This is a genomic window from Paraburkholderia hayleyella (genome assembly GCF_009455685.1).
Classification (GTDB): Bacteria; Pseudomonadota; Gammaproteobacteria; order Burkholderiales; family Burkholderiaceae; genus Paraburkholderia; species Paraburkholderia hayleyella.
Genome location: NZ_QPES01000002.1, coordinates 802,216 through 823,869 on the forward strand (window position 1 = coordinate 802,216; position 21,654 = coordinate 823,869).

At 59.3% G+C, this 21,654-nt stretch carries 18 protein-coding genes and 1 pseudogene; 8 read left to right on the plus strand and 11 right to left on the minus strand.

Annotated features, from left to right (window positions below; all coding sequences use genetic code 11):
* Nucleotides 1-68: 68 nt before the first annotated feature.
* From GH657_RS17820 to tssH, 4 genes are all read right to left on the minus strand, one after another.
* A complete protein-coding gene (locus tag GH657_RS17820) occupies nt 69-554 on the minus strand; it encodes an Hcp family type VI secretion system effector (protein ID WP_153102335.1) in 486 nt (161 codons plus the stop codon).
* A gap of 109 nt (nt 555-663) precedes the next feature.
* The gene (tssC, locus tag GH657_RS17825; protein ID WP_153102336.1) at nt 664-2,157 is read right to left on the minus strand and encodes a type VI secretion system contractile sheath large subunit; all 1,494 of its coding nucleotides are present in this window, start codon (nt 2,155-2,157) and stop codon (nt 664-666) included.
* Nucleotides 2,158-2,184: 27 nt separating this feature from the next.
* Nucleotides 2,185-2,724 (minus strand): type VI secretion system contractile sheath small subunit, encoded by a 540-nt coding sequence (tssB, locus tag GH657_RS17830; protein ID WP_153102337.1) that lies wholly within the window; start codon nt 2,722-2,724, stop codon nt 2,185-2,187.
* A gap of 45 nt (nt 2,725-2,769) precedes the next feature.
* Complete coding sequence (tssH, locus tag GH657_RS17835; protein WP_153102338.1) at nt 2,770-5,460, minus strand: type VI secretion system ATPase TssH; 2,691 nt, start codon at nt 5,458-5,460, stop codon at nt 2,770-2,772.
* Nucleotides 5,461-6,040: 580 nt separating this feature from the next.
* Here tssH and GH657_RS17840 point away from each other — a divergent pair.
* The 5 genes and pseudogenes from GH657_RS17840 (at nt 6,041) to GH657_RS17860 (ending at nt 11,497) form a co-directional block, all read left to right on the plus strand.
* Nucleotides 6,041-6,766 (plus strand): TagK domain-containing protein, encoded by a 726-nt coding sequence (locus tag GH657_RS17840; RefSeq protein ID WP_153102339.1) that lies wholly within the window; start codon nt 6,041-6,043, stop codon nt 6,764-6,766.
* Nucleotides 6,763-7,332, plus strand: a complete 570-nt coding sequence (tssE, locus tag GH657_RS17845; protein WP_153102340.1) for a type VI secretion system baseplate subunit TssE — start codon at nt 6,763-6,765, stop codon at nt 7,330-7,332. The genes GH657_RS17840 and tssE overlap by 4 nt, the downstream gene beginning before the upstream one ends.
* A 66-nt stretch (nt 7,333-7,398) precedes the next feature.
* Nucleotides 7,399-9,287, plus strand: a pseudogene (gene tssF / locus GH657_RS17850) (type VI secretion system baseplate subunit TssF).
* Complete coding sequence (gene tssG / locus GH657_RS17855; protein ID WP_153102341.1) at nt 9,284-10,345, plus strand: type VI secretion system baseplate subunit TssG; 1,062 nt, start codon at nt 9,284-9,286, stop codon at nt 10,343-10,345. Before tssF ends, tssG begins: the two are co-directional and overlap by 4 nt.
* Nucleotides 10,346-10,360: 15 nt before the next feature.
* Nucleotides 10,361-11,497 carry a type VI secretion system protein TssA gene (locus GH657_RS17860; RefSeq protein WP_153102342.1) on the plus strand — a complete coding sequence of 379 codons (1,137 nt, stop codon included), beginning with the start codon at nt 10,361-10,363 and terminating at the stop codon, nt 11,495-11,497.
* A gap of 75 nt (nt 11,498-11,572) precedes the next feature.
* Here the strand turns inward: GH657_RS17860 and GH657_RS17865 are convergent, their stop codons facing one another.
* The 3 genes from GH657_RS17865 to GH657_RS17875 all read right to left on the minus strand — a co-directional run bounded on the left by GH657_RS17865 (nt 11,573) and on the right by GH657_RS17875 (nt 15,591).
* On the minus strand, nt 11,573-13,174 hold the full coding sequence (locus tag GH657_RS17865; RefSeq protein ID WP_153102343.1) for a peptide chain release factor 3: 1,602 nt from the start codon (nt 13,172-13,174) through the stop codon (nt 11,573-11,575).
* Nucleotides 13,175-13,879: 705 nt separating this feature from the next.
* Nucleotides 13,880-14,167: a hypothetical protein gene (locus GH657_RS17870; RefSeq protein ID WP_246174226.1), complete on the minus strand. Its 288-nt coding sequence runs from the start codon at nt 14,165-14,167 to the stop codon at nt 13,880-13,882.
* A 308-nt stretch (nt 14,168-14,475) separates the two neighbouring features.
* Nucleotides 14,476-15,591, minus strand: coding sequence for a porin (locus GH657_RS17875; protein ID WP_153102344.1), 1,116 nt, complete (start codon nt 15,589-15,591; stop codon nt 14,476-14,478).
* A gap of 417 nt (nt 15,592-16,008) precedes the next feature.
* Here GH657_RS17875 and GH657_RS17880 point away from each other — a divergent pair, with 417 nt between their 5' ends.
* Entirely contained in the window at nt 16,009-16,260 is a 252-nt protein-coding gene (locus tag GH657_RS17880; protein ID WP_153102345.1) for a hypothetical protein, read from the plus strand.
* 86 nt (nt 16,261-16,346) lie between these two features.
* On the plus strand, nt 16,347-17,336 hold the full coding sequence (locus tag GH657_RS17885) for a DedA family protein/thiosulfate sulfurtransferase GlpE (RefSeq protein WP_153102346.1): 990 nt from the start codon (nt 16,347-16,349) through the stop codon (nt 17,334-17,336).
* Nucleotides 17,337-17,355: 19 nt separating this feature from the next.
* Here GH657_RS17885 and GH657_RS17890 read toward each other — a convergent pair whose 3' ends face one another.
* Together GH657_RS17890 and GH657_RS17895 are read right to left on the minus strand one after the other, a co-directional pair.
* Nucleotides 17,356-17,616 (minus strand): hypothetical protein, encoded by a 261-nt coding sequence (locus GH657_RS17890; protein ID WP_153102347.1) that lies wholly within the window; start codon nt 17,614-17,616, stop codon nt 17,356-17,358.
* Between the two features lie 236 nt (nt 17,617-17,852).
* Entirely contained in the window at nt 17,853-18,548 is a 696-nt protein-coding gene (locus GH657_RS17895) for an FkbM family methyltransferase (RefSeq protein WP_220094869.1), read from the minus strand.
* A 491-nt stretch (nt 18,549-19,039) separates the two neighbouring features.
* Here GH657_RS17895 and GH657_RS17900 point away from each other — a divergent pair, with 491 nt between their 5' ends.
* Nucleotides 19,040-19,801, plus strand: a complete 762-nt coding sequence (locus tag GH657_RS17900) for an SDR family oxidoreductase (RefSeq protein WP_153102349.1) — start codon at nt 19,040-19,042, stop codon at nt 19,799-19,801.
* Nucleotides 19,802-19,903: 102 nt separating this feature from the next.
* Here GH657_RS17900 and GH657_RS17905 read toward each other — a convergent pair whose 3' ends face one another.
* Together GH657_RS17905 and tdh are read right to left on the minus strand one after the other, a co-directional pair.
* On the minus strand, nt 19,904-20,455 hold the full coding sequence (locus tag GH657_RS17905) for a hypothetical protein (RefSeq protein WP_174770023.1): 552 nt from the start codon (nt 20,453-20,455) through the stop codon (nt 19,904-19,906).
* Between the two features lie 165 nt (nt 20,456-20,620).
* Nucleotides 20,621-21,649 (minus strand): L-threonine 3-dehydrogenase, encoded by a 1,029-nt coding sequence (tdh, locus tag GH657_RS17910; RefSeq protein ID WP_153102350.1) that lies wholly within the window; start codon nt 21,647-21,649, stop codon nt 20,621-20,623.
* Nucleotides 21,650-21,654 lie beyond the last annotated feature (5 nt).

Below are 21,654 nucleotides of genomic sequence, written 5' to 3' on the forward strand. Positions count from 1 at the left end.
CGATGGACGACACGATGCGTCACGCGCGGAAAGGAAGACTTTCATGCCGCGCGTGACACGTTGCGGGCTTAGGCTTCCTTGTTGCCCTTGATGTCGAAGCTGGCCGTAACGGCGCCACCGCTCCCGCCTTGGGCGTTCTGCACGACGTATTCCTGCTTCACCCTGGCGAACGACAGCGACACCATCTCGCGGCTTTTTTCGGCGTCTAGCTTGCTACCTGACGGCTTGACCCGCGTGACAATCACGTCGCTCATCGTGAGCTTCAGGTATTCGAGCGGATTGCCGCCTGCCTTGCGCATCACGAGCGTGGCCTGGTCGATATGCTTGCCCGTCAGCACGTACTTCATCAGGTTCGGGCTGGCGCGATCAATGTGGTGCTCGAACGTCAGATCCTTGACGCTCGCCTTGCCTGCGCCACCGCCACTACCGGCATGCATCGTCGATTCCTGCTGGATTTCCCAGTCCCAGTTCAGCACTTCGATTTCGTCCTTATGCTTGTCATCCAGCGATTCGCCATGAATGCCGTCGATCTTCAGAAAAATGTCCTGTGCCATACGTTGTTTTCCTTTTCGTTAGTCAGTAAAAAAAGCCGTGCCTCACAAGAGGAGAGCGCCCAGCAAGCGCACACGCGGCCCATGGGGAGCAACGCTCCTGCGATGCCTGTCAAGCGACTTCCTTGATCGACGGCAGCTTCGTCACGAGCCGCAGCGATACCGTCAGCCCTTCGAGCTGGAAGTGCGGACGCAGAAAAAATTTCGCCTGGTAGTAGCCAGGATTACCTTCCACGTCCTCGACCAGAACCTCGGCTGCTGCGAGTGGCCGACGTGCCTTGGTGTCTTGCGACGAGTTGGCCGGATCGGCATCGACGTAATGCATGACCCATTCGTTGAGCCAGCGCTGCATGTCCTCGCGCTCCCTGAATGCGCCAATCTTGTCGCGCACGATGCACTTCAGGTAATGCGCGAACCGCGAGCAGGCAAACAGATACGGCAGGCGGGCCGACAGGTTGGCGTTGGCCGTCGCGTCCTGATCGTGGTATTCGGCGGGCTTTTGTAGCGACTGCGCACCAATGAAGGTCGCATGGTCGGTGTTCTTGCGATGCACGAGCGGGATAAAACCGTTCTTCGAGAGTTCGGCCTCACGCCGGTCCGAAATCGCAATCTCGGTCGGACACTTCATGTCGATGCCGCCATCGTCGGTTGGGAAGGTGTGGCATGGCAAATCCTCAACCGTGCCACCCGACTCGACGCCGCGAATCAGCGAACACCAGCCATATTGTTTGAACGAACGGTTGATGTTGACGCCCATCGCATACGCGGCATTCGCCCAGCCGTACCGGCTGTGATCCGAGCCATTCGTGTCCTCTTCGAAATCAAACTCATCGACCGGATTGGTTTTGGCGCCATACGGCAAACGCGCGAGGAAGCGCGGCATCGAGAGGCCGACATAACGGGCATCCTCGGTATTGCGCAGCGAGTTCCATGCGGCGTATTCAAGGTTCTGCGTGAAGATCTTCGTCAGATCGCGCGGGTTCGCCAGCTCCTGCCACGACTCCATCTGCAGCACCGACGGCGCCGCACCTGAGATAAACGGCGTATGCGACGCCGCGGCGACCTTGGCGATCGAGCCCAGCAGATCGACATCGGGCGGTGTGTGATCGAAGTAGTAGTCAGCGACCAGGCACCCATACGGCTCGCCACCTAGCTGGCCGTATTCCTGTTCGTAGATCTGCTTGAAGAGCGGACTTTGGTCCCATGCCAGACCTTTATACCGGCGCATCGTCCGGTGCAGGTCGGTCTTCGAGACATCCAGCACGCGGATCTTCAGGTGCTCATCGGTCTCGGTATTCGACACGAGATGATGCAAGCCGCGCCAGGCCGATTCGAGTGCCTGATAGTCGGTGTGATGCAGGATCAGGTTGATCTGCTCGGACAGTTTATGGTCGATCTGGGCGATGATCGCCGCGATGCTCTTGTAAGCGTCATCGCTGATCGTGACCGATTGCGCGAGCGCCTGCCCAGCGAGCGTCTGAACGGCGAGTTCGACGGCTTCGCGGGCTTGCTCGGTTTTTGGACGGAATTCCTTTTCGAGCAGTTGCGTGAAATCGGACGGGGTGGCCGCCTGCGCTTGCGCGGCCTGTGCTTGCTGTTTCGCCATGATGTTGATCCTCGATCGGTTCGTTGGTCAGTTCACTTCGCCCGGCTCGGCTACGCCCTCGTCGTGCGGCTCGGGCTTCGGCGCGCTGGCCAGCGATTTGAGCAGCGCCGGATCCTGCAATAGCTGGGTCACGAGCGCTTCGGCACCCGATTTGCCGTCCATGTACGTTTGCAGGTTCGCCAGTTGCGTGCGTGCCTCAAGCAACTGGCGCAGAGCATCAACCTTGCGCGCGATGGCGGCTGGCGAAAAATCCTCCATGCTCTCGAAGGTCATGTCGACCATCACCTGGCCTTCGCCCGTCAGCGTGTTTGACACGGCAAACGCCACCCGTGGCTGTATAGCCTTCATGCGCTCGTCAAAATTGTCGATATCGATTTCCAGGAAGCGCCGCTCCGACACCGCCGGGAGTGCTTCGAGCGGATGCTTGCCGGACAGATCGGTCAGCACGCCCATCACGAAGGGCAGCTCAACCTTTTTCTCCGAGCCATAGACCTCGACGTCGTACTCGATCTGCACACGCGGCGCACGATTGCGCGCGATGAATTTCTGTGAACTGCTAGCGGACATAAACCATCTCCTGAAAGGGTAGAAAGTTACCGGGCGCGGAGAGGCTCAACAGGGCGCCTCGGCTACGGAAAAAGGCATCACCTCGAATCTCAGTGCTTGCGCAGGCGGTGCGGAGGAATCGGCGACGCTGAGCGCGATACGCGCCAGCGCAACTTGTGATGTAAAAGCATCGAGCCAGAGCGCAGAGAGGTGCGGCAACACGTATTGCTCAATAAATCCAATCAGCACACGTGCACCGGTTTCGTGAACGAAACAGCGACCCATGATGTAATCGGCCACGGCGGGGTCATACGTCAGCACGATGCCGTGGCTGTCAGCCATACGCGTCACGACGTGATCCAGATGCAGACAGACGATGCGCTCAAGCGCACTGTCGGGCAGCGGCCGGTACGGCACCACGGTCACACGGCCGAGAAATGCCGCGGAGAAGACTTTCAGCAACTCGGGAACGAGGGCCTCGCGCAAGCTATCGCTGTCGGGCGCGAGTGCCGGGTCGGCACACAGGCGCGCGCTCAGATCGGAGCCCACGTTGCTGGTCAGCAGGAGAGTGGTATTGCGGAAATCAATGTGGCGGCCATCGCCATCTTCCATGTAGCCCTTGTCGAACACCTGGAAGAACATCTCGTGCACGTCCCGATGGGCCTTCTCAATCTCATCGAGCAGCACGACCGAGTACGGACGGCGGCGCACGGCTTCAGTCAGCACCCCGCCCTCGCCATAACCGACATAGCCGGGCGGAGCGCCTTTCAGACCCGATACGGTGTGCGCCTCCTGATACTCGCTCAGGTTGATCGTAATGAGGTTTTGCTCACCGCCGTAGAGCGCTTCCGCAAGCGCCAGCGCCGTTTCGGTCTTGCCAACGCCGGATGGGCCCACGAGCAGGAACACGCCCAACGGCTTTTTAGGGTCGCTCAAGCCGGCTCGCGCAGTCTGCATGCGCTCGCCGATCAGGCGCAGTGCATCGCTCTGACCTAGCACGCGGGCCTCGAGTGTCTCGGGCAAGCGGCGCACGGCGGCCACCTCGTCCGTCACCATACGGCCTACGGGAATGCCGGTCCAATCCGACACGATGGCCGCCACGATGGCCTCGTCAACCTGTGGAAACACGAGCGGGCGATCCCCTTGCAACTCAGCGAGCACGTGTTCGAGCTCACGCAGCCGCTCAAGCGGCACAGACAAGTGCTCCGGATCATCCCTGACCGCGCTTGCCGCTTCGCGCGCGGCGAGCAGCGCCTCTGCGGCGGCCATCTGTTCACGCCATCGGGTCTCGACGGCGACTTCTTCTGTCGATAGCGTGTCGATACGTCCTCGTACGGCCGAAAGGGCTTTGTCGGCATCCAGACCGATACGCGCTTCCTGCACCAGCAACGCTTCCTCCCCACGAGCGGCCGCCAGCCGCTGACGGACGTGGTCCAGCTCGCGCGGCGCCGCGTAGTGCGACAGCGCAACCCGCGCGCAGGCGGTATCGAGCAGGCTAATGGCCTTGTCGGGTAACTGGCGTGAGGGGATAAAGCGATGCGATAGCGTCACCGCAGCGCAAATCGCTTCGTCACGCACGACCACGCCGTGATGGGTTGAAAACGTTTGCGCGAGACCGCGCACCATGCTGGTAGCCGCCGCTTCCGATGGCTCCGCAACCTGCAGCAGTTGAAAGCGGCGGGTCAATGCCGGATCTTTCTCGATATGCCGCTTGTACTCGGCCCAAGTCGTCGCCCCCACGGTCCGGATCGTGCCGCGTGCAAGCGCTGGCTTCAGGAGATTGGCGGCGTCTCCCGTGCCCGCCTGCCCGCCTGCGCCAATCAGCGTGTGAATTTCATCGATAAACAGGATCACAGGAGCCGGCGATTTGGCCGCCGCTTCGAGCAGTCCCTTCAGTCGCGCCTCGAACTCTCCTTTCATGCTCGCGCCTGCCAGCAATGCGCCCACGTCGAGGCTGAGCAGCCGCACGTCTGCGAGTCTGGGCGGCACGTTACCCGAGGCAATCGCACGCGCCAGGCCTTCGACCACCGCCGTTTTGCCGACACCGGCTTCGCCTGTCAGGAGCGGATTGTTCTGCCGCCGACGCAACAACACGTCGATCATCGTGCGGATTTCAAGTTCGCGGCCAATAACAGGGTCGATTTCGCCGGCCCTGGCACGTGCGGTCAGGTCGGTGCAGTACTGATTGAGCGCGCTGCCCTTTTCTGCCAGGGGCATGGCGCCGGAGGCTTCGCCAGGGATGACGGGCGCGAGCGCGCTGTGGTCATACGAACCCTCGTTCGCCTCGGGCGAGCCGTTGATCCATGCGGGCAGGATGTCGCTCAGAGTCTCGAGCGGAATCTTGCTGAAGGCCGGGGACATGGCAAGCAGCACACGCCGCAGATCGGGCGTGGAAACAAGCGCCGCAATCAGCCAGGCCCCGCGCACGCGCTGGTCGCCAAACTCAAGTGTGGCAAGTACCCAGGCACGCTCGATTGCCGCTTCGATATGCCATGAAAAATCGCTGATCGAACTCGCGCCAGCCGGCAATGCGGCAAGCGCACGTGCGAAATCGCGCTCAAGCGTGTGGTAATCGATCCCGGCGTGACGCACGATCCGTTGCAGGTCGCCATCTGGCTGCTGCAACAGCTGGTGCAACCAGTGGACAAGTTCGACGAACGGATTACCGCGTAATTTGCAGAAACTCGTTGCCGACTCGATCCCCCGATAAAGCTCAACCCCGAGCTTTCCGAATAAAGTCTGGCGTGAAATAGTCATAATATTTTTTGTTTTGTTCGCTACGGCGCCAACACGCCGTGCCATAGCAATGTGAAATTCCGAATACTCAAATGGAAATCAATCGCAATGAACCGGATAATGCTCGCATTACCGCCCTCGCCAATTCAATTAAAACGACCACCTTGAACTGGAGTTGCATTATTCACATGAAATTCAATTAACGTCAACGCACACTGCATCTCAATAAAAACCGGGGGAAATTTTGAGATTCATCCTATTTTTCCGCTCTTTTCCACGCCAATCAGGACTAAGCCAGCAGACCACGAACTGCTATAGCAATGCGAATTGCATAAATATCCGCCAATTTATATTTAGAGCACTATTACGAGATAATTATTTTAAAATTTTCCGAATTGTTACCAACAAACGCCAATTCACTGATTAATAAAACATTGTAATTTAACAATTGATATTTTTAACAGTTTTGTGACATTTTTAAATTAACCCAACTCTTCCTTTTCATATGTCCGTCCTCAGCGACGCGATGGACGAATTAGCAATACCCGTGTTTAAAATACAGGCTTCTTTATCTATCGATCATTGATCATTGGACACGCAAATGCGTTCGTTCCGCTTGCCTTGGCATCGCCAGTCAAGCCTCTCGCACACCGAGCCCGTGCTGGGAGGCAAGAAGGCATCACATGTGGGTACAGCTCCTGAGCCCGAGCTTGAGTCTGAGCGGCAGATAACCCAAGCCGCCGGAGCCGCTCACGTCAGCGATGACATCCTGGGCGCCTTCGGGATCGGCAACCTGGATTGCGCCACAACGCCTGGGCATGGGTCTGCCGGATCTGCCTCTTCCCATGCCCAAGATGCCGCCAACGCTCCGGATGCCCTCATCGCCACACTGCATGCGCAATACTGGCGTGCGCTCAGCGCGCCCAATGCACCCCATGACGTAGCCTGGGTGCCAGCAGTGGACGAAATGCCGCAGCATCGGGCAGGCCACAACGCCAGCGACAACACAAGCCACGGCCTACACAGCCCTTCGCACGATTCCACCTCGATCGAAACACTCCTGTCTGGCGCTGTCACGCTTGAGGATGCGTTCGGCCCACTCGTCGACGTGTGCTCCGGTTTTGCCGCCGGCGCAGGCCCTGCCCCCGAGATCCTGCGACTGTTTGCTCCACCCGAATTTCACACAGCCGTCGCGCGCCGAACGCCAGCCCAGGCGCCCACGCTGACGCGCCGCGAACACCACACGCTTGCGGTAGACAGTCCGCTATCCGCCCCCTTACGCGAAGACACGAAGAACGAGAACGCGCCCAGGAAACACCATCCATGACTGAGCGCTCCAAGCTTGCTCCCGGCGCAGAGACACGGGCTATCCGAACTGTCAGAACACCGCGGCGCGCCAGCGCGCATCTGATGCCGACGCTACTCGACCGGCTACGGGACGATGCCCCGCAGCGGCAGGTCGAGGCCCCGGAAGAATATACGGTCACGCGCAAACAGATGCGCGACATCGTGCAACGCGACCTCGCCTACCTGCTCAACACCACGAGTATCGAAGACCAGATCGACCGCGCGCGCCATCCGCACGCAGCCGCATCGACCGTGAACTTTGGCGTGCCACCGCTTGCGGGCACCTTTACGGCGTCACGCCAATGGAGCGACGTTGAACGCATGATCCGCCAGGCGATTATCGCGTTCGAGCCGCGGCTGATTCCTCAATCGCTGACGGTCGCGCCCCGTCCTGCAACCGGTTCGGCCGGCGAACATCACAACATCCTCGCGTTCGAAGTGCGCGGCCTGATCCAGATGGATCCCTATCCGCTCGAATTCATGGTGCAAAGCTCACTCGACCTTGAAACAAGCCAGATTCATATCACCGGCATGCAAGCCCGTTGAGCAGCCACGCTGCACAACAAACATAACAACACAACCACACGACAACGATAACAGCGAGGCCTCTCGATGGACCCCCGACTGCTCGACTACTACAACCAGGAACTCATTTACATGCGCGAGCTCGCGGCTGAATTCGCGCAGGCGCATCCGAAAATCGCCCGACGTCTCGGCATGCATGCGGGCGAAGTGGCCGACCCCTACGTCGAGCGCCTGGTCGAATCGTTCAGCTTCATGGCCGCGCGCATGCAGCTCAAGCTCGATGCAGAGTTCCCCCGTTTCACGCAACGGCTACTTGAAGTCATCTACCCGAACTATGTGGCGCCCACACCGTCGATTGCCGTCGCACGTCTGTATCCGGACGAGGTAGAAGGCAATCTCGCCGAAGGGTATCGGGTCGCACGCGGCACGTCGTTCACCGCACGGGTTCCGGATGGGGAGCAAACGGCCTGTCTGTTCACCAGTGGCCAGGACGTCACCCTATGGCCGCTCACGATCACGGAGGCACGTCTGACGGGGATTCCGCCGGACATTCCCGCGCTGGACCGTTACGTATCGCCCGATACCCAGGTGCGGGGCGCGTTGCGTCTCAAACTTGCCACCACGGGCGACATTCGCATGGCAGACCTGAAAGGATTCGACCGGCTTCCCGTGTATCTGGCAGGCGATGAGCAGGTGTCCTCGCACCTCTACGAACTGCTGCATGCGGGTGGCATCGCTTGCGTCATTGGCACGCCCGGCGAGTTCGGCATGCCAGGCCACCCCGTTACAGCCGTGACTCAGAACGCGGTACAACACGAAGGCCTGGACCCCGGGCAAAGCTTGCTTCCGCTAACCTGGGCGAAATTCCACGGCCACAATTTGCTGCACGAGTACTTTGCCTGTCCCGCACGGTTCTGGTTCTTCGCCCTGAACGGCCTCGCTGAAGGCATGTCGCGCTTGCACGGCCGCGAGGCCGAAATCGTCGTGCTGCTCGACCGGGCACCGGGGCCGCTCGCCAATCTGGTCGATGCCTCGCGCTTTGCCCTGTTTTGCACGCCTGTCATCAATCTCTTCAGCAAGCACACCGACCCCATCGAAATCTCTCCACGCGAGACCGAATTTCATCTGGTGCCGGCACGGCTCACGCCCCTCGACTACGAAGTATTCGCAGTCGAAAAAGTACATGGACAGGTCGCCGCGACCTCCAGCCAGCTTGAGTTCCGTCCGCTTTACCAGACGCTGAACAACGATGAAGGCAACCACGGACGATATTTTTCATTGCGGCGCGAACGGCGCCTCGTTTCAGCTTCGGCGCGCCGTTATGGCACGCGCACGCCTTATGTCGGCACCGAGGTGTTTCTCTCGCTGGTCGACCAGAACGAAGCGCCCTATGCGGAGAACATCCATTTTCTGTCGGTCGATGCGCTGCTGACGAACCGGGATCTCGCCACCCTCGTGCCCCGCGACGGCGTACATGATCTGGAGACAGCGCAATCGGCCCCGGTCGCCAGCATCGGCCTCATTCGCCCGCCCAGTGCACCGCTGCCGCCGTATGCCGAGCGTGAGATGGCATGGCGTCTGATCCGCCAGCTCAACTTCAACTACCTGCCGCTCGATGAGCTAGACCATCGTGAAGGCGGCCAGGGTCTGCGTGATCTGCTGCGCCTGTATCTCGTCGAAGGTGAATCCGGGCCCGGCCGGCAGATCGAGAGCCTCATCGGCGTCAAAACGCATCCTGTCACGCGCAAGCTGCCAGGATGCGGGCCAATGACCTTCGGACGTGGCATCGAATGCGTGTTGACGGTTGATGAAACCGGCTTCTCGGGGGGAGTCCTTATCTCTTTGGCGTGATTCTTGAGCACTGGCTCGCACGGCATGTGTCGCTCAACAGCTTTACGCAAACCGAACTGCACTCGATGCAGCGCGGCCGTATCGCACGCTGGCCAGTGCGTACAGGCACGCGCGGGGTGCTATGAAACGCGCGTCCCTACCCGCCCTGCTGCACGACAGTACCTTGTCGCCCGAACTGATCGAGCAGTTGCACGCCGAGCCATGGCGCTTCGGCTTCCTGTCGCTGCTGCGACGCATCGGGGCGCACCCGGGGCTTGATCCCATTGGTACCGCGCGGCGGCCTCGCTCCGAGCCCTTCCGGCTCGGCCAGCAACCGAGTCTCGCCTTTGCACCGAGTGAGATCGCCCGTGCGCAGGCGGCGGCGGGCCAGCTCAAGATACGGCTGTTCAGCCTTGGCATGCTGGGGCCCAACGGCCCGCTCCCCCTCCACGTGACCGAAATCGCCAAGGATCGGGAGGACAGTCGGCGGGACTCCACCACGGTCGACTTCCTCGACATCTTCCATCACCGCTTTTTCACGCTGTTCTATCGCGCCTGGGCCTCAGCGCAATCGACGGCTGGGCTCGATCGCAAAAATCACGAGCAGTTCTCGTTTTACATCGCCAGCCTGGCCGGACAGGACATCGGGGAAATCAGCCAGCGCCCTTTGCCGCCCCATGCGCGGCTGGCCGCTTCAGCGCACCTCGTACGCGAATCGCGAAATCCGGATGGACTACGTGCCACGCTTGAACAGTACTTTGGCGTGCCGGTTGCCATCGAGGAAAACGTATTCCACTGGATCGCCCTCGATCCGGCCGATCAGGGCCGCATGGGCCGTCCTGGCGCGGCCGCGATCATGGGACAGGGCGCGATGCTCGGCCGCGTGGTGCCGGATCGTCAGCACCGTTTTCGTATCGTGATAGGTCCGCTCGATCTCGGCGCCTATCTACGCTTCACACCTCAAGGCGAGGACCTGCCCCGGCTCGTTGAATGGGTCCGGACGTTTGTCGGCTATGAACTGGAGTGGGAGCTCGAGTTGCGCATCAAGCCGGAAAGCGCGCCCCCCGTGGTGATGGGCGGACAGCAACGAATGGGCTGGTCCGGGTGGCTGGGCCGCCCTGCCCCGCACAAGCCGATTACCGGCATGCGGTTCGAGCCGGAACGTTACGCCCGCTATTTCAAATTCCCACCCTCGCGCCACTAACGCTAACAACAAACCATGAGCAAAAAGCACGCTGCCACGCAGAGCCAACCCGCCCGGGTGCCCGTCACGGGGACACCCGCACAGCACCACGACTGGCTCGCCCCCGTGAGCGACACAGCGCCCTGCGGCCCGGACCTCGAATACGACCATGACTTCGTGGTGCTGTTCTCCCGCACCGCCCCCAGACAGGATGTGCAGTACGGTGACTTCGTAGGCGGCCCTGATCCGCTCAACTGGAGCGAAATCGAACGCGATTGCCGCCGGCTCATGATGCGAACCCGGGACATACGGGTCGCTGGGTTGTATACGCGTTGCCGCACGCGTCTGAGCGGTGCGGCAGGTCTGCTGGAAGGAATCGGACTCCTGGCTGCATGGCTGCAAGCCTTTCCGGATGAAGTCCATCCGCAGGCAAGCGCTGACAATGACCGGGACGCCACGCTGGAAATGCGTATGAATGCGTTGCAAGCGCTCTCCGACCCCGAAGGCTTGCTGGTCGATGTGCGGGAAATCGTGCTGATGAAATCGACCGCCACCCGCCTGCAGGTGCGCGACCTTGAACGTGCCTTTGCGCATCCGCATCCGGCCGATGCGCTTGCGCCCGATTCAGTGATCCAGCAACTGCGGGATTGGCGCATCCAGCAGCACGCCACGATGAAGGCATTCGACGAAACCCTCGCAACGCTTGCCGCGATCAATGAATGGTGCACCGGACATCTTGAAAGCCATCGGCCGGATTTTTCGTCGTTGACTCACTTGCTTCAATTGCTCCACAAGGGCGAAGCTCGCGTTGAAGTTGAAGCTGAAGCCGCCTCGGACACGCGGCATGTGCTTGCGGCCGAGCCTCACGAGACCGTTCCCCAGAACATGCCGCTTCAGGACACATCCTCACCGCTGCTAGCGAAGAATGAGCCTCACGCCCGCACGAACCCAGCGGCCCCTATCCCACGCACCGGGCAGGGACTGGAGGGCCGGCAAGCGGCGCTGGAATTGATCAGCATGGCACGCCAGTGGTTTGAGGCGAACGAGCCCAGCAGCCCGATACCGGTACTGCTCAGGCGCGCTGAACGGTTCGTCGGCAAAAGCTATGCGGAAGCCGTCAAGGCGATCCCTGCGGAACTTCTGCTGCAATGGGAAGAGGCGGATCGCGCGTGACCTGCGCCAAGGCGGAAATGAAGGAAGAAGAGAGAACGGGCTCTTATGGAGAGCCCGACGACCGCGCGACGGGGCTTACATCGTGCGCCTGAATGGCGCGCCCGAATGCTCGCGCAGTTCGTTGAACACGATCTTCGGCCAGGCTTTTTGCGCCACCTCGATCTCCGAGACGTGCGATGCCAGATAAGTCGGCGCATCGGACGCATCGAAGGCAATCCGCGCCGCGTAGGCATCACTAAAGCGGCGCAACTCTGCCGCATCGTCACACGTGACCCAGCGCGACATCCGGTAACGTGCAGGCATCATCCGCACATCGACCTTGTATTCCGTCGAAAGGCGGTGCGACACCACTTCAAACTGCAGTTGCCCCACCGCGCCGAGAATCATCAAGCCACCATGCTCAGGCCTGAACACCTGGATCGCGCCTTCTTCACCAAGCTGCTTGAGCGCTTCGCCTAGCTGTTTGGCGCGCATCGGGTCCACCACTTCAACCGTCTGGAAAATCTCGGGCGCGAAAAACGGCAAGCCAACGAACTGCAGTACCTCGCCTTCGGTCAGCGTGTCGCCCAGGCTCAGCGTGCCGTGATTCGGGATCCCGATGATGTCGCCCGGATACGCTTCACTGACCGTCTCACGCCGCTGCGACAAAAAGGTGACGACGTTATTGGCGCGAAACATCTTGTTGGTGCGCGTGACTTTCAATGCCATGCCGCGCTCGAAACGCCCGGAACACACGCGAATGAACGCCACGCGGTCTCGGTGCGACAGATCCATGTTCGCCTGCACCTTGAACACCACGCCGGTAAATTTCGGCTCGTCAGGCAGCACGGGGCGCTGGACTGTCATCCGCATCGACGGCGGCGGCGCCAGATCGACCAGCGCATCGAGAATCTCCTTCACACCAAAGTTGTTGATCGCCGAACCGAACAGCACCGGAGATTGCTGGCCCGCCAGAAACGCATCGCGTTCGAATGTGGGCGTGGCGCCCGTGATGAGATCAATTTCTTCTTTCGCCCGCACCCAGCTCTGGCCGAAACGGCGCAGACCCTCCTCATCGCTGAGCGCCTGCAAGGTTTCGACTGCGCCGCCCGCCGTGTCTTGCCCCGCGCGAAACACCCGCACCTGATCGCGCTGAATGTCATAAACGCCCTGAAACTCCTTGCCCATGCCAATCGGCCAGGTGAACGGAATCGCCGCAACGCCTAGATGCTGTTCGATCTCGTCGAGCAGCTCCAGCGGTTCGCGCACTTCGCGGTCAAGCTTGTTGATAAACGTGACGATGGGGGTGCGGCGGCTACGGCAGACTTCGAGCAGCTTGAGCGTCTGCGCTTCCACGCCATTCGCGCCGTCGATCACCATCACGGCGGCATCGACGGCGGTTAGCACGCGATAGGTGTCTTCCGAGAAGTCTTCGTGGCCGGGCGTATCGAGCAGATTGATCACGGCATCGCCGTATTCGAACTGCATCACCGAGCTCGCCACCGAAATGCCCCGCTGCTTTTCGATCTCCATCCAGTCGGAGGTCGCATAGCGGTTGCTCTTGCGGCCTTTCACCGTGCCTGCAATCTGGATCGCACCAGAAAACAGCAGCAGTTTTTCAGTCAGTGTGGTCTTGCCCGCATCCGGGTGGGAAATGACCGCGAAAGTACGGCGGCGTTTGAGTTCAGAGACTGACATCGGTGCTGGAATGGCTCGTGGAATGGGATGACCCGTGGCTTGAAGGCTGGCAGTTGCCCGGGAATATCCGGCCGTGGTGTGCCACGGGCCGAGTATCTGCCATAAGTCGCGCCAGAGTCGCAGGACGCCGATGATACACGCAACCCGCCTCGCCACCCGGACCCAGGGCGTGCCACAGCGCACGTTCAGGCAAGTTCAGAGGTGTTAGAGGTGAGCGTTTTCGGGAGCGGTGAAATACCCGGTTTGAACGCGGGCTGAAGTGCCTGTTACGTGTGTTCCCGTGAGGGTGGTTGAACGCGACACACGAAGGGTTCAGCTTGCCCCGCTACGTGCAAATGGCGCGCCGAGGCTTGCGCGGACGCCTCGGCCAAGGCAACTTCCAAGTTCTTTTTTGAAACGCTGAAACCCTTTATGGCAAAGGCTTTGGCGAATTCAGCCGCGTTCTGAACGGCGGACTCTTCAGCATGCGGGCAAGCCGCTGTGCAGACTCTCGCCATGGCCCGCATAAGGCCGCCGTATGATTACGCCGGACATCGCCCAAGCATCTGGCGGACATCACGAACCCATACCGGCGCCATGACATAAGCGGGCTAAAGGTGAGTGTTTTCAGGGACAGAAGATGGGTGCAAAAAAAACTGTCACGGAGCTCACTTCACGCGGCATACCGCGCCAAAACGGATGTTTTCGCTCAGCCCGCACCTCGCCTCACTTTTTTTGACAGGCATACAGCAACGTCAGCATGCCGCTATCGCTAGAGCGGTTCACGGTTTGGAATGCGCCATTGCAGTGCACGCTAGCTTGCTGCTCACACGAGGCGAACGTACCCGTGCATTGCACCTGGGTGGTCGGCCGGCCATCGGATAAAAAGAGCGGCGCACTGCTGCCGCAAGCGGCCAGCGCGCCGCATAGGCATAACGCCAACCCGGCTGTAACGGCTGCCGTCCGCGACGGCAGCAGGCTGGCAAAAAAATAGGATGGATCACTACATTTCATGGAAAACCCCGTTTGGCACACTTTCTAAATCGATGCGATTGTGCCATGGCCCAGGGCCGGAATAACGACAGATGGCGGCCACTATTCGAGCCACCGATTGCAGCGCTCAGGCGCTCACGCTTCAAACGTTCGACCGCGCTGAACGGCACGCTGTCGCCAGCTTGCTGCACTTAACCTGTATGAGCGGCTCCCGTGCATCCTGCTTGACGTAAATGTGGCCCCGCACTGCATGAAGCAATGCGGGGCCACACGTCACAACACGATCATCCGCAAAGGTTCAGGCCCGCGGCCAACATCGGCCGCCTGGATCAGAAGCGATGACGAATACCCGCTGCAACCACGAACTGGCTGCTGCTTTGCGACGGATTAAAGCTGTTGATGATCGCTGACGTACCCGAAGCCGCACGTTGATAAAGGGTTTCGAGGTAGGTATCGGTACGCTTCGACAACTGGTAATCGATTTGCAGCGCACCTTGATTCCAGTGCGTGTCGTTACCCTTTGTGTAGGTGTACATGCCAGCCAGCGACATGACCGGCGTCAGCTGATAAATACCGTTGACTTCGTAGTTGCTAAAGCCCACCGACGGTGCCGCAGTCGACGTATCCGCATTGACCACGCCGGTGTAGGTCGAGCGCGACCAGGCGCCGCCCAGCGTGAAGTTGCCCAACGCGTAGCTCGCACCCGCACCGTAGGTGTTCTGCGTTTGCACATTGGCGTTGAACACGCCGCCAAGCTTGCTCGCGCCAGGCAGGCTCACGGATTCATAAGCGCCGTTACCGGTATTGCCGCGGCCATTGATATGCAGGTAAGCCGCGCCCGCGTTAAACCCGCCATTTTGATAATTTGCACCGACGCTATAAGCGCGGTTATTGGCAAACTGGCCTGCGCCATTGGAGAAGGCATACATGCCGCCAAAACTAAATCCGCCGAACGACGGGCTGGCGTACTTGATCGAGTTGCGCGCGAGATAGGAGTTATTCGCGTTGTCGTTATCGAACGGATGGGCGAAAGCCGTACCGCCATTGCCACCCGTCAGCGTAAACGGAGCGAAATAATCATGGATCGAATCATATTGATGGCCCAGCGTGACCGTGCCGTATGACGCGTTGTCGAGACCGACATAGTAGGGATGGTCGTTAAACGATTCGCCCGTCCCGATCGAGAAGCCACGCTCCAGCACGAAGATAGCCTTGTTGCCGCCACCCAGGTCTTCCGCGCCTTTCAGGCCCCAGTAGCTGCCGTCGATCAGGCCGCTGGTCATCTTGTACTGCGAATTGCCACCCACATTATTGGCATAGGCGAAACCCGCATCAATTTCGCCGTAAAGCGTCACGCTGCTTTGCGCCAATGCAGGTGTGCCCAGCACGGCAGCAACCGTCGAAACAGCCAGTGTAGCCAGTGTCTTCTTCAGATTCGGTGACATAAAAGCGCTTCCAGATAAACAGGTTAAGCAGTTTGAATTAATCGGGATAGAAACTGCAGGCAGGTTTTTTGTATGAATAAAACGAATGAACCTTGAGTTGAGGCTCGCTCGTTAATGAGAACGGCTCGCATTATGAAATCAATACAGTGGCGCTGTAAAGAAAAGCTTGGCGCTGTGGTGACGCTACGACGACATGCTTTCCGCATCCCGTGCGGCCGGACGCCCAGCCATGCGGCATCGGGTCGTACAGTCTGTGCTTTCTGGCTGAATGATGCGATTCGCAAGAAGGGGCGCGCACCTTATCGCGTTAAACTGCCCCTGGCAAACGGCTCGCGGGTTTCGCGCCAGGGCAATGCCATCCGCATCCTGCTTAACCCAAAGCCAAGACCCCACCCCAACCTCACGAGGATAATTGCGATGCTTAATACCGGCGCTTCCGGGTCCATGGCCCTGCTCACCGAACACGACGATACCAGCGCCCTCCTGTTGCGCTCACTGCGTCTTGAGGCAACGTCCGATGGCAAAGGCATTCTTCTCATCGAAATCGACGAATGCAAACCCGGTATCCATCGGGAAATACGCCACGAAATCACCCCTGCTGAGCTGATTGCCGCGATTCGCGCGCATGGTGCAGAATTGCCAGGCGAGCAGCACAACGGTCCACAATAAGCGGCTTGAGCTGTGGCAACACAGCGGTTTTGTACTGATCCGCGACAGCATCACCTGAACCGATCCTCGGTAATCACGATCACGCCATGCTCCATGACCTCATCGCGCAATATGGTCCGCTCATCGTCTTTCTGAATGTGCTGGCGGCTTCGCTCGGTCTACCCGTGCCCGCCATGCCCACACTGATTGCGTTTGGCGCGATGGCCTCGTTGCATCCGGGCTCGCTCGCACCTCAGTTGCTGGCTGTACTGGTGGTCTCGGTCTTCGCTACGCTGATTGGCGATAGCCTGTGGTTCCTCGCCGGCCGGCGCTACGGCGGACGCACGCTCAATACGCTGTGCCGGCTATCGCTCTCGCGCGATATCTGCGTGAAAAAAACCGAACGCTTTTTTGGCCGCTGGGGTATCCGCGTGCTCGTCGTGGCGCGCTTCGTGCCCGGGCTCTCGATTGTTTCAGTGCCCATGGCCGGTGCGATGGGCACCCGCTATCGCACGTTTTTGCGTTACAACGGCATCGGTGCCGTGCTGTGGTCAGGCACCGGGCTCGTTCTGGGCGCGCTGTTCGCCAGGCAGATCAACTGGCTCTTCGCGGGGGCCGGTCGCCTCGGGGGCATCACGTTCGTGGTGATCGTGGGCTTGCTGCTAGCCTATGCGGCCTTTCGCTGGGTGCGGCGGCGTCAGCTTATGCGCGAACTGATGGCCGCCCGTATCGACGAAAACGAGTTGTTTGAACTGATGCAAAGCGGCCAGGCACCAATCGTGTTCGATATTCGCTCAGCCGAACATCAACTGCTCGATCCGTATGTGATTCCCGGTGCGCAATTCGCGGATGAACGCCATCTGAAAACCATCATCGACACCTATGCCCCCGAGCGCCAGATCGTGATTTATTGCGCGTGTCCGAACGAAGTCTCGGCGGCCTGGATGGCCAAACAGTTGAGCGATGCGGGCTTTCGCAACGTGCTGCCGTTACGCGGAGGTCTGGAAACCTGGCGCGACGCGGGCCGTCCGCTCGATCCGCTGCCCGGCACGGAACAAGCCCTCACGGGCCCGAAAGCGGTGTCCAACGCGCTGTAGCGCCGGGCTGACTGTATGGCTAATGCTCTAGCCGCGCACGGAGTTCGCGTGCGGTTTCAAGCAGCCCTTCATAGCCCGAACGGGCATGCTCGGGCAAATCAGGATCGCCCACGAGCGTGCCGAGCGTTTCAATCAGGCTGTACAACATGCCGCGTGCCGCGCTCGCGGCGATATTGCCCGACGACACCATGTCATCGACATGGCTGAGCGCCGCATCGAGATGTTCCACGGCGGGCTTCACCGCTTCTTTTGCTTTTTGTTGCAGGTTGTCTTGCGTCATGGTGAGGCTCGTTCTGGTTTTGTGTCCGGGGATTAAAAACTGCGCGCTAGCGCTTGTGCCGTTATATACCGGATCACGGGTGGCCGTCCATGCATGCCGCACGACACAGGGCGCCATCCCCCGCAAAGCCTCACCTGTTAAAGCCGAAAAAATCAGCCTGCCCCTTGCCACAAAAAACGTCACAAACCAGACAGCTGCGCAGGTAACCGCGCAGACAATCGCAGCCAGTTGCTTTTTTATTCGCCGTTTTTATTTGCGAGGATATGGGATTCAGCATCGGTTATCTCTAGCAAACCATTTACTGCAATATCTATTTCTTTAGGCAAGGCCAGCATATTAAACGACATGACGTGACCGTAAATATTTTCCTCCTTGCCAAAAAAATTATCGGGGTTAAACAGATTCGGGGTATGCCACCACAAACGATAATCTTTATCCATAAGCCACTGGATAAGCGCTGGAGAGCTCTCCACCCGGTCGTTTTCCACGTACAGCACGGGCCGCGACTGCGCGATGATCTGCTCTGCGCCCTGCAGAACCAGCAGCTCGAACCCTTCCACATCAATCTTGATCAATCCAACTGATGCGCCATCCAGTACGTCGTCCAGCTTGATGCACGGCACAGCAATGCTGTCGCCGTCGGCCTGCTCCTGCATCTCCACGCCGCCAAAATTGCCTGTTTGCAGATAATCCTGGCGCTGAAAATAAATCGTGCGCTCTGTTTCGCCACAGGCAAACGGCCAGGCCCGGACGTTGGTGATGCCATTGAGCGCCAGGTTGGCGCACAGGTTCTGGAAAATAAACGGTTGCGGCTCGAACACCGCAAGCTGCCGCCCCTGATTGGCGCCTTCGCGGGCCAGCGCAACCGTATGCGCGCCGACATTGGCGCCAACCTCGACCAGCATGCCCGGACGTATCAGCAGTTGCAGCAAAAACTGCGATTCGATTTCGCCATATTCGCCGTATTCGAGCATGGCGCGGCCAATATAAAAATCGTGCGGATTGGCAAGCATCCAGCCGTGGCGGGTTTTGACAAGCGTTCCTGCCGCTGAAGCAGGAATAAGTGGAAATGAGTCTGTTTGCATATTAAAGAAGGAGTTTTTTATTCAGAAGAAATTGGGTTCCAGTTAAACACACAGCACTTTTTGCCGAATTTTGCCAAACGGGCGAGCAATAAAAACCACGAAAATTGTAAGTGTCGCATACTTGAAAATCAGGATAAAAGAGTTTTTATATCAAATAAAACACTCCGGGTTATAACGTTATGCGCGCCTCCCGCGTGACATCCTGAAACTAAACCCAGCCCTTATTTTCACCCCCATTCCACCCCCGGAAACCCTCACCTTAGCGCCACTACCGAAGCGAAATGCACACGCATGAGAAAATGCCACATGTTTTTTCTCTCATTATCTGGAGCCGCAATATGACATCTCCCTCGTCTCGCATCCTGATAACGCGCGCGGTTGTCACGGGCCATACCCGTGGCTTGGGCGCGGCGCTGGCCGAACAGTTGCTGTCACGTGAAATCGCTGTGCTGGGCTTATCGCGCTCGCGCAATGCTGCCCTCGCCAACCGCTATGGCACCCGGCTCAGCGAAATCGAACTCGATCTGGCCCATGCCCGGCACGTTGCGCAATGGGCTGCCCGCGATGATTTACGTCGCTTCATTGAAGGCGCGCATTGCGTCATGCTGCTGAACAATGCGGGAACGGTACAACCCGTGGGGCCCCTGGGCGCACAAGCACCGGAGGCCATCGCACAGGCCGTCGAACTGAACGTGGCAACGCCGCTGATCCTGGCGAACGCGCTCGTTGCCGCCAGCGCCCACGGGGTCGAGCGGCGCATCGCGCATATCTCCAGCGGAGCAGGGCGTCATGCCTATGCGGGCTGGAGCATCTACTGCGCGACCAAAGCCGCTCTCGATCATCACGCACAAACGGTCGCGCTAGATCAAAACCCAACGCTACGCATCAGCAGCATCGCGCCAGGCGTGGTCGATACCGCGATGCAAGCCGAGATTCGTGGCGCCTCAACCGCGCAGTTTCCGTTGCGCGAGAAATTCGATGAACTCAAACGCAGCGGACAACTGGCCACACCTGAAGACACCGCAGCAAAACTCGTCGCTTATCTGTTGAGCGAAACCTTCGGTCAAATGCCTGTCGCCGATATCCGGGAGATCGCTTGAAGTGCGGAAGTGCGGTGAAGTAAAGCCAAGGTGAGATGCTGAACCCGCCAGGCCCCCGGAAATCCTCACCTTTAGCGCCCGTTTTGATCTGGAATCCCGAGATTAGAACTTCACCTTCACCTGAAATCCTGCCGTGAATGGCAAATCGTTGGAGGGAATCGGCGGAATCAGAATGATGTTCATTCCAACACGTTTGTATTCGACCATCAGCAGGGGGGCGAGGACCGGGCCAATCGTATGATTCCGGCCCAACCCCCAGTTGCCATAGTTGTAGCCGGTAATGACCCCGCCCATCGCCGCCAGACGGATCAAGCCCCAGTGAGCGAATTCCGGTGCCCAGACCATGCCTCCATACCATGAAGGCCGTCGCAGCGAATTGCGAAAGCCGCCTCCCGTCACAGCCCATTCCGAACCGAGCCAGCACTCGACGCCAAGGCCGGGATTGAACTGCTCGAAGTCTTTTTTAGGGTGAATGTGGTACGAGCCCAGCATCGCATCGAACCAGATACCGCCCTTGCACCAATTGGCCGCCTGGGCATTCGATGCCAGCATGAACGTAACGCCGGCGAAAACCGCAGCCACTGCGCTTTTTGCGCTTTTCGCACCCTTCGCACCCTTCGTGCCCTTCGCACCCTTCGCACCCTTCGCACTCATTATCCTTTTTGCCATGCGCCGAAACCCCATGCCTTTCTTGTCACCGATTGCCTATTCAAGCCGCAATGGCCCGCTTTTCCGGTTTAACCGTCTTGCGCTGCGCACTGTACCTCAAATGATTTTCCAGCTATCTCGACACGGGAAGCACGGCCTGTGCATGGCACATCAGCCAGCCCAGTTCAGGATAACTTTGCCGCTCTCGCCGGAGAGCATCGTGGCAAACGCACGCTCGTAATCGTCGATGGCAAAACGGTGCGTGATGATAGGCGACAGGTCCAGGCCGCTTTGCAGCATCGCAATCATCTTGTACCAGGTTTCAAACATTTCCCGGCCATAGATCCCCTTGATTTCCAGCCCTTTAAAGATCACATGGGTCCAGTCAATCGCCGTCTGGGGCGGCGGAATACCCAGCAACGCCACCTTGCCGCCATGATTCATCGCGTCCAGCAAGCTGGTAAACGCACTCGGCACACCCGACATTTCGAGCCCGACATCAAAGCCTTCTGTCATGTGCAGATCGGCCATGACATCCCGTAGCGATTCATGCGCAACGTTCACCGCGCGCGTGGCGCCCATCTTGCGTGCCAGTTCGAGCCGGTATTCGTTGACATCCGTAATCACCACATTGCGCGCACCGACATGCTTTGCGATGGCCACGGCCATGATGCCGATCGGGCCAGCGCCGGTGATCAGCACGTCCTCGCCAACCAGATTGAACGACAGCGCGGTATGCGCGGCATTGCCGAATGGATCGAGAATGGCCGCCTGATCGTCGGAAATATCGGCCGGAATCTTGAAGGCATTGAGTGCGGGAATCGCCAGATATTCCGCAAAGGCCCCCTCGCGGTTCACACCCACGGCAACGGTGTTGCGGCATAAATGGCGGCGGCCCGCACGGCAGTTGCGGCAAAACCCGCAGGTGATATGGCCTTCGCCCGACACCCGGTCACCCAGCTCGAAGCCCCGCACTTCCTGGCCGATTTCAACGATTTCACCGATATATTCGTGGCCCACCTGCATCGGCACCGGAATCGTTTTTTGCGCCCAGTCGTCCCACTTCCAGATATGAATGTCCGTGCCGCAAATCGCTGTGCGGCGGATGCGGATCAGGACGTCGTTATGGCCGACTTCAGGTTTTTTCACGTGAGTCAGCGTCAGGCCCGGCGCGCGTTCGAGTTTGGCAAGTGCTTTCATGTCTG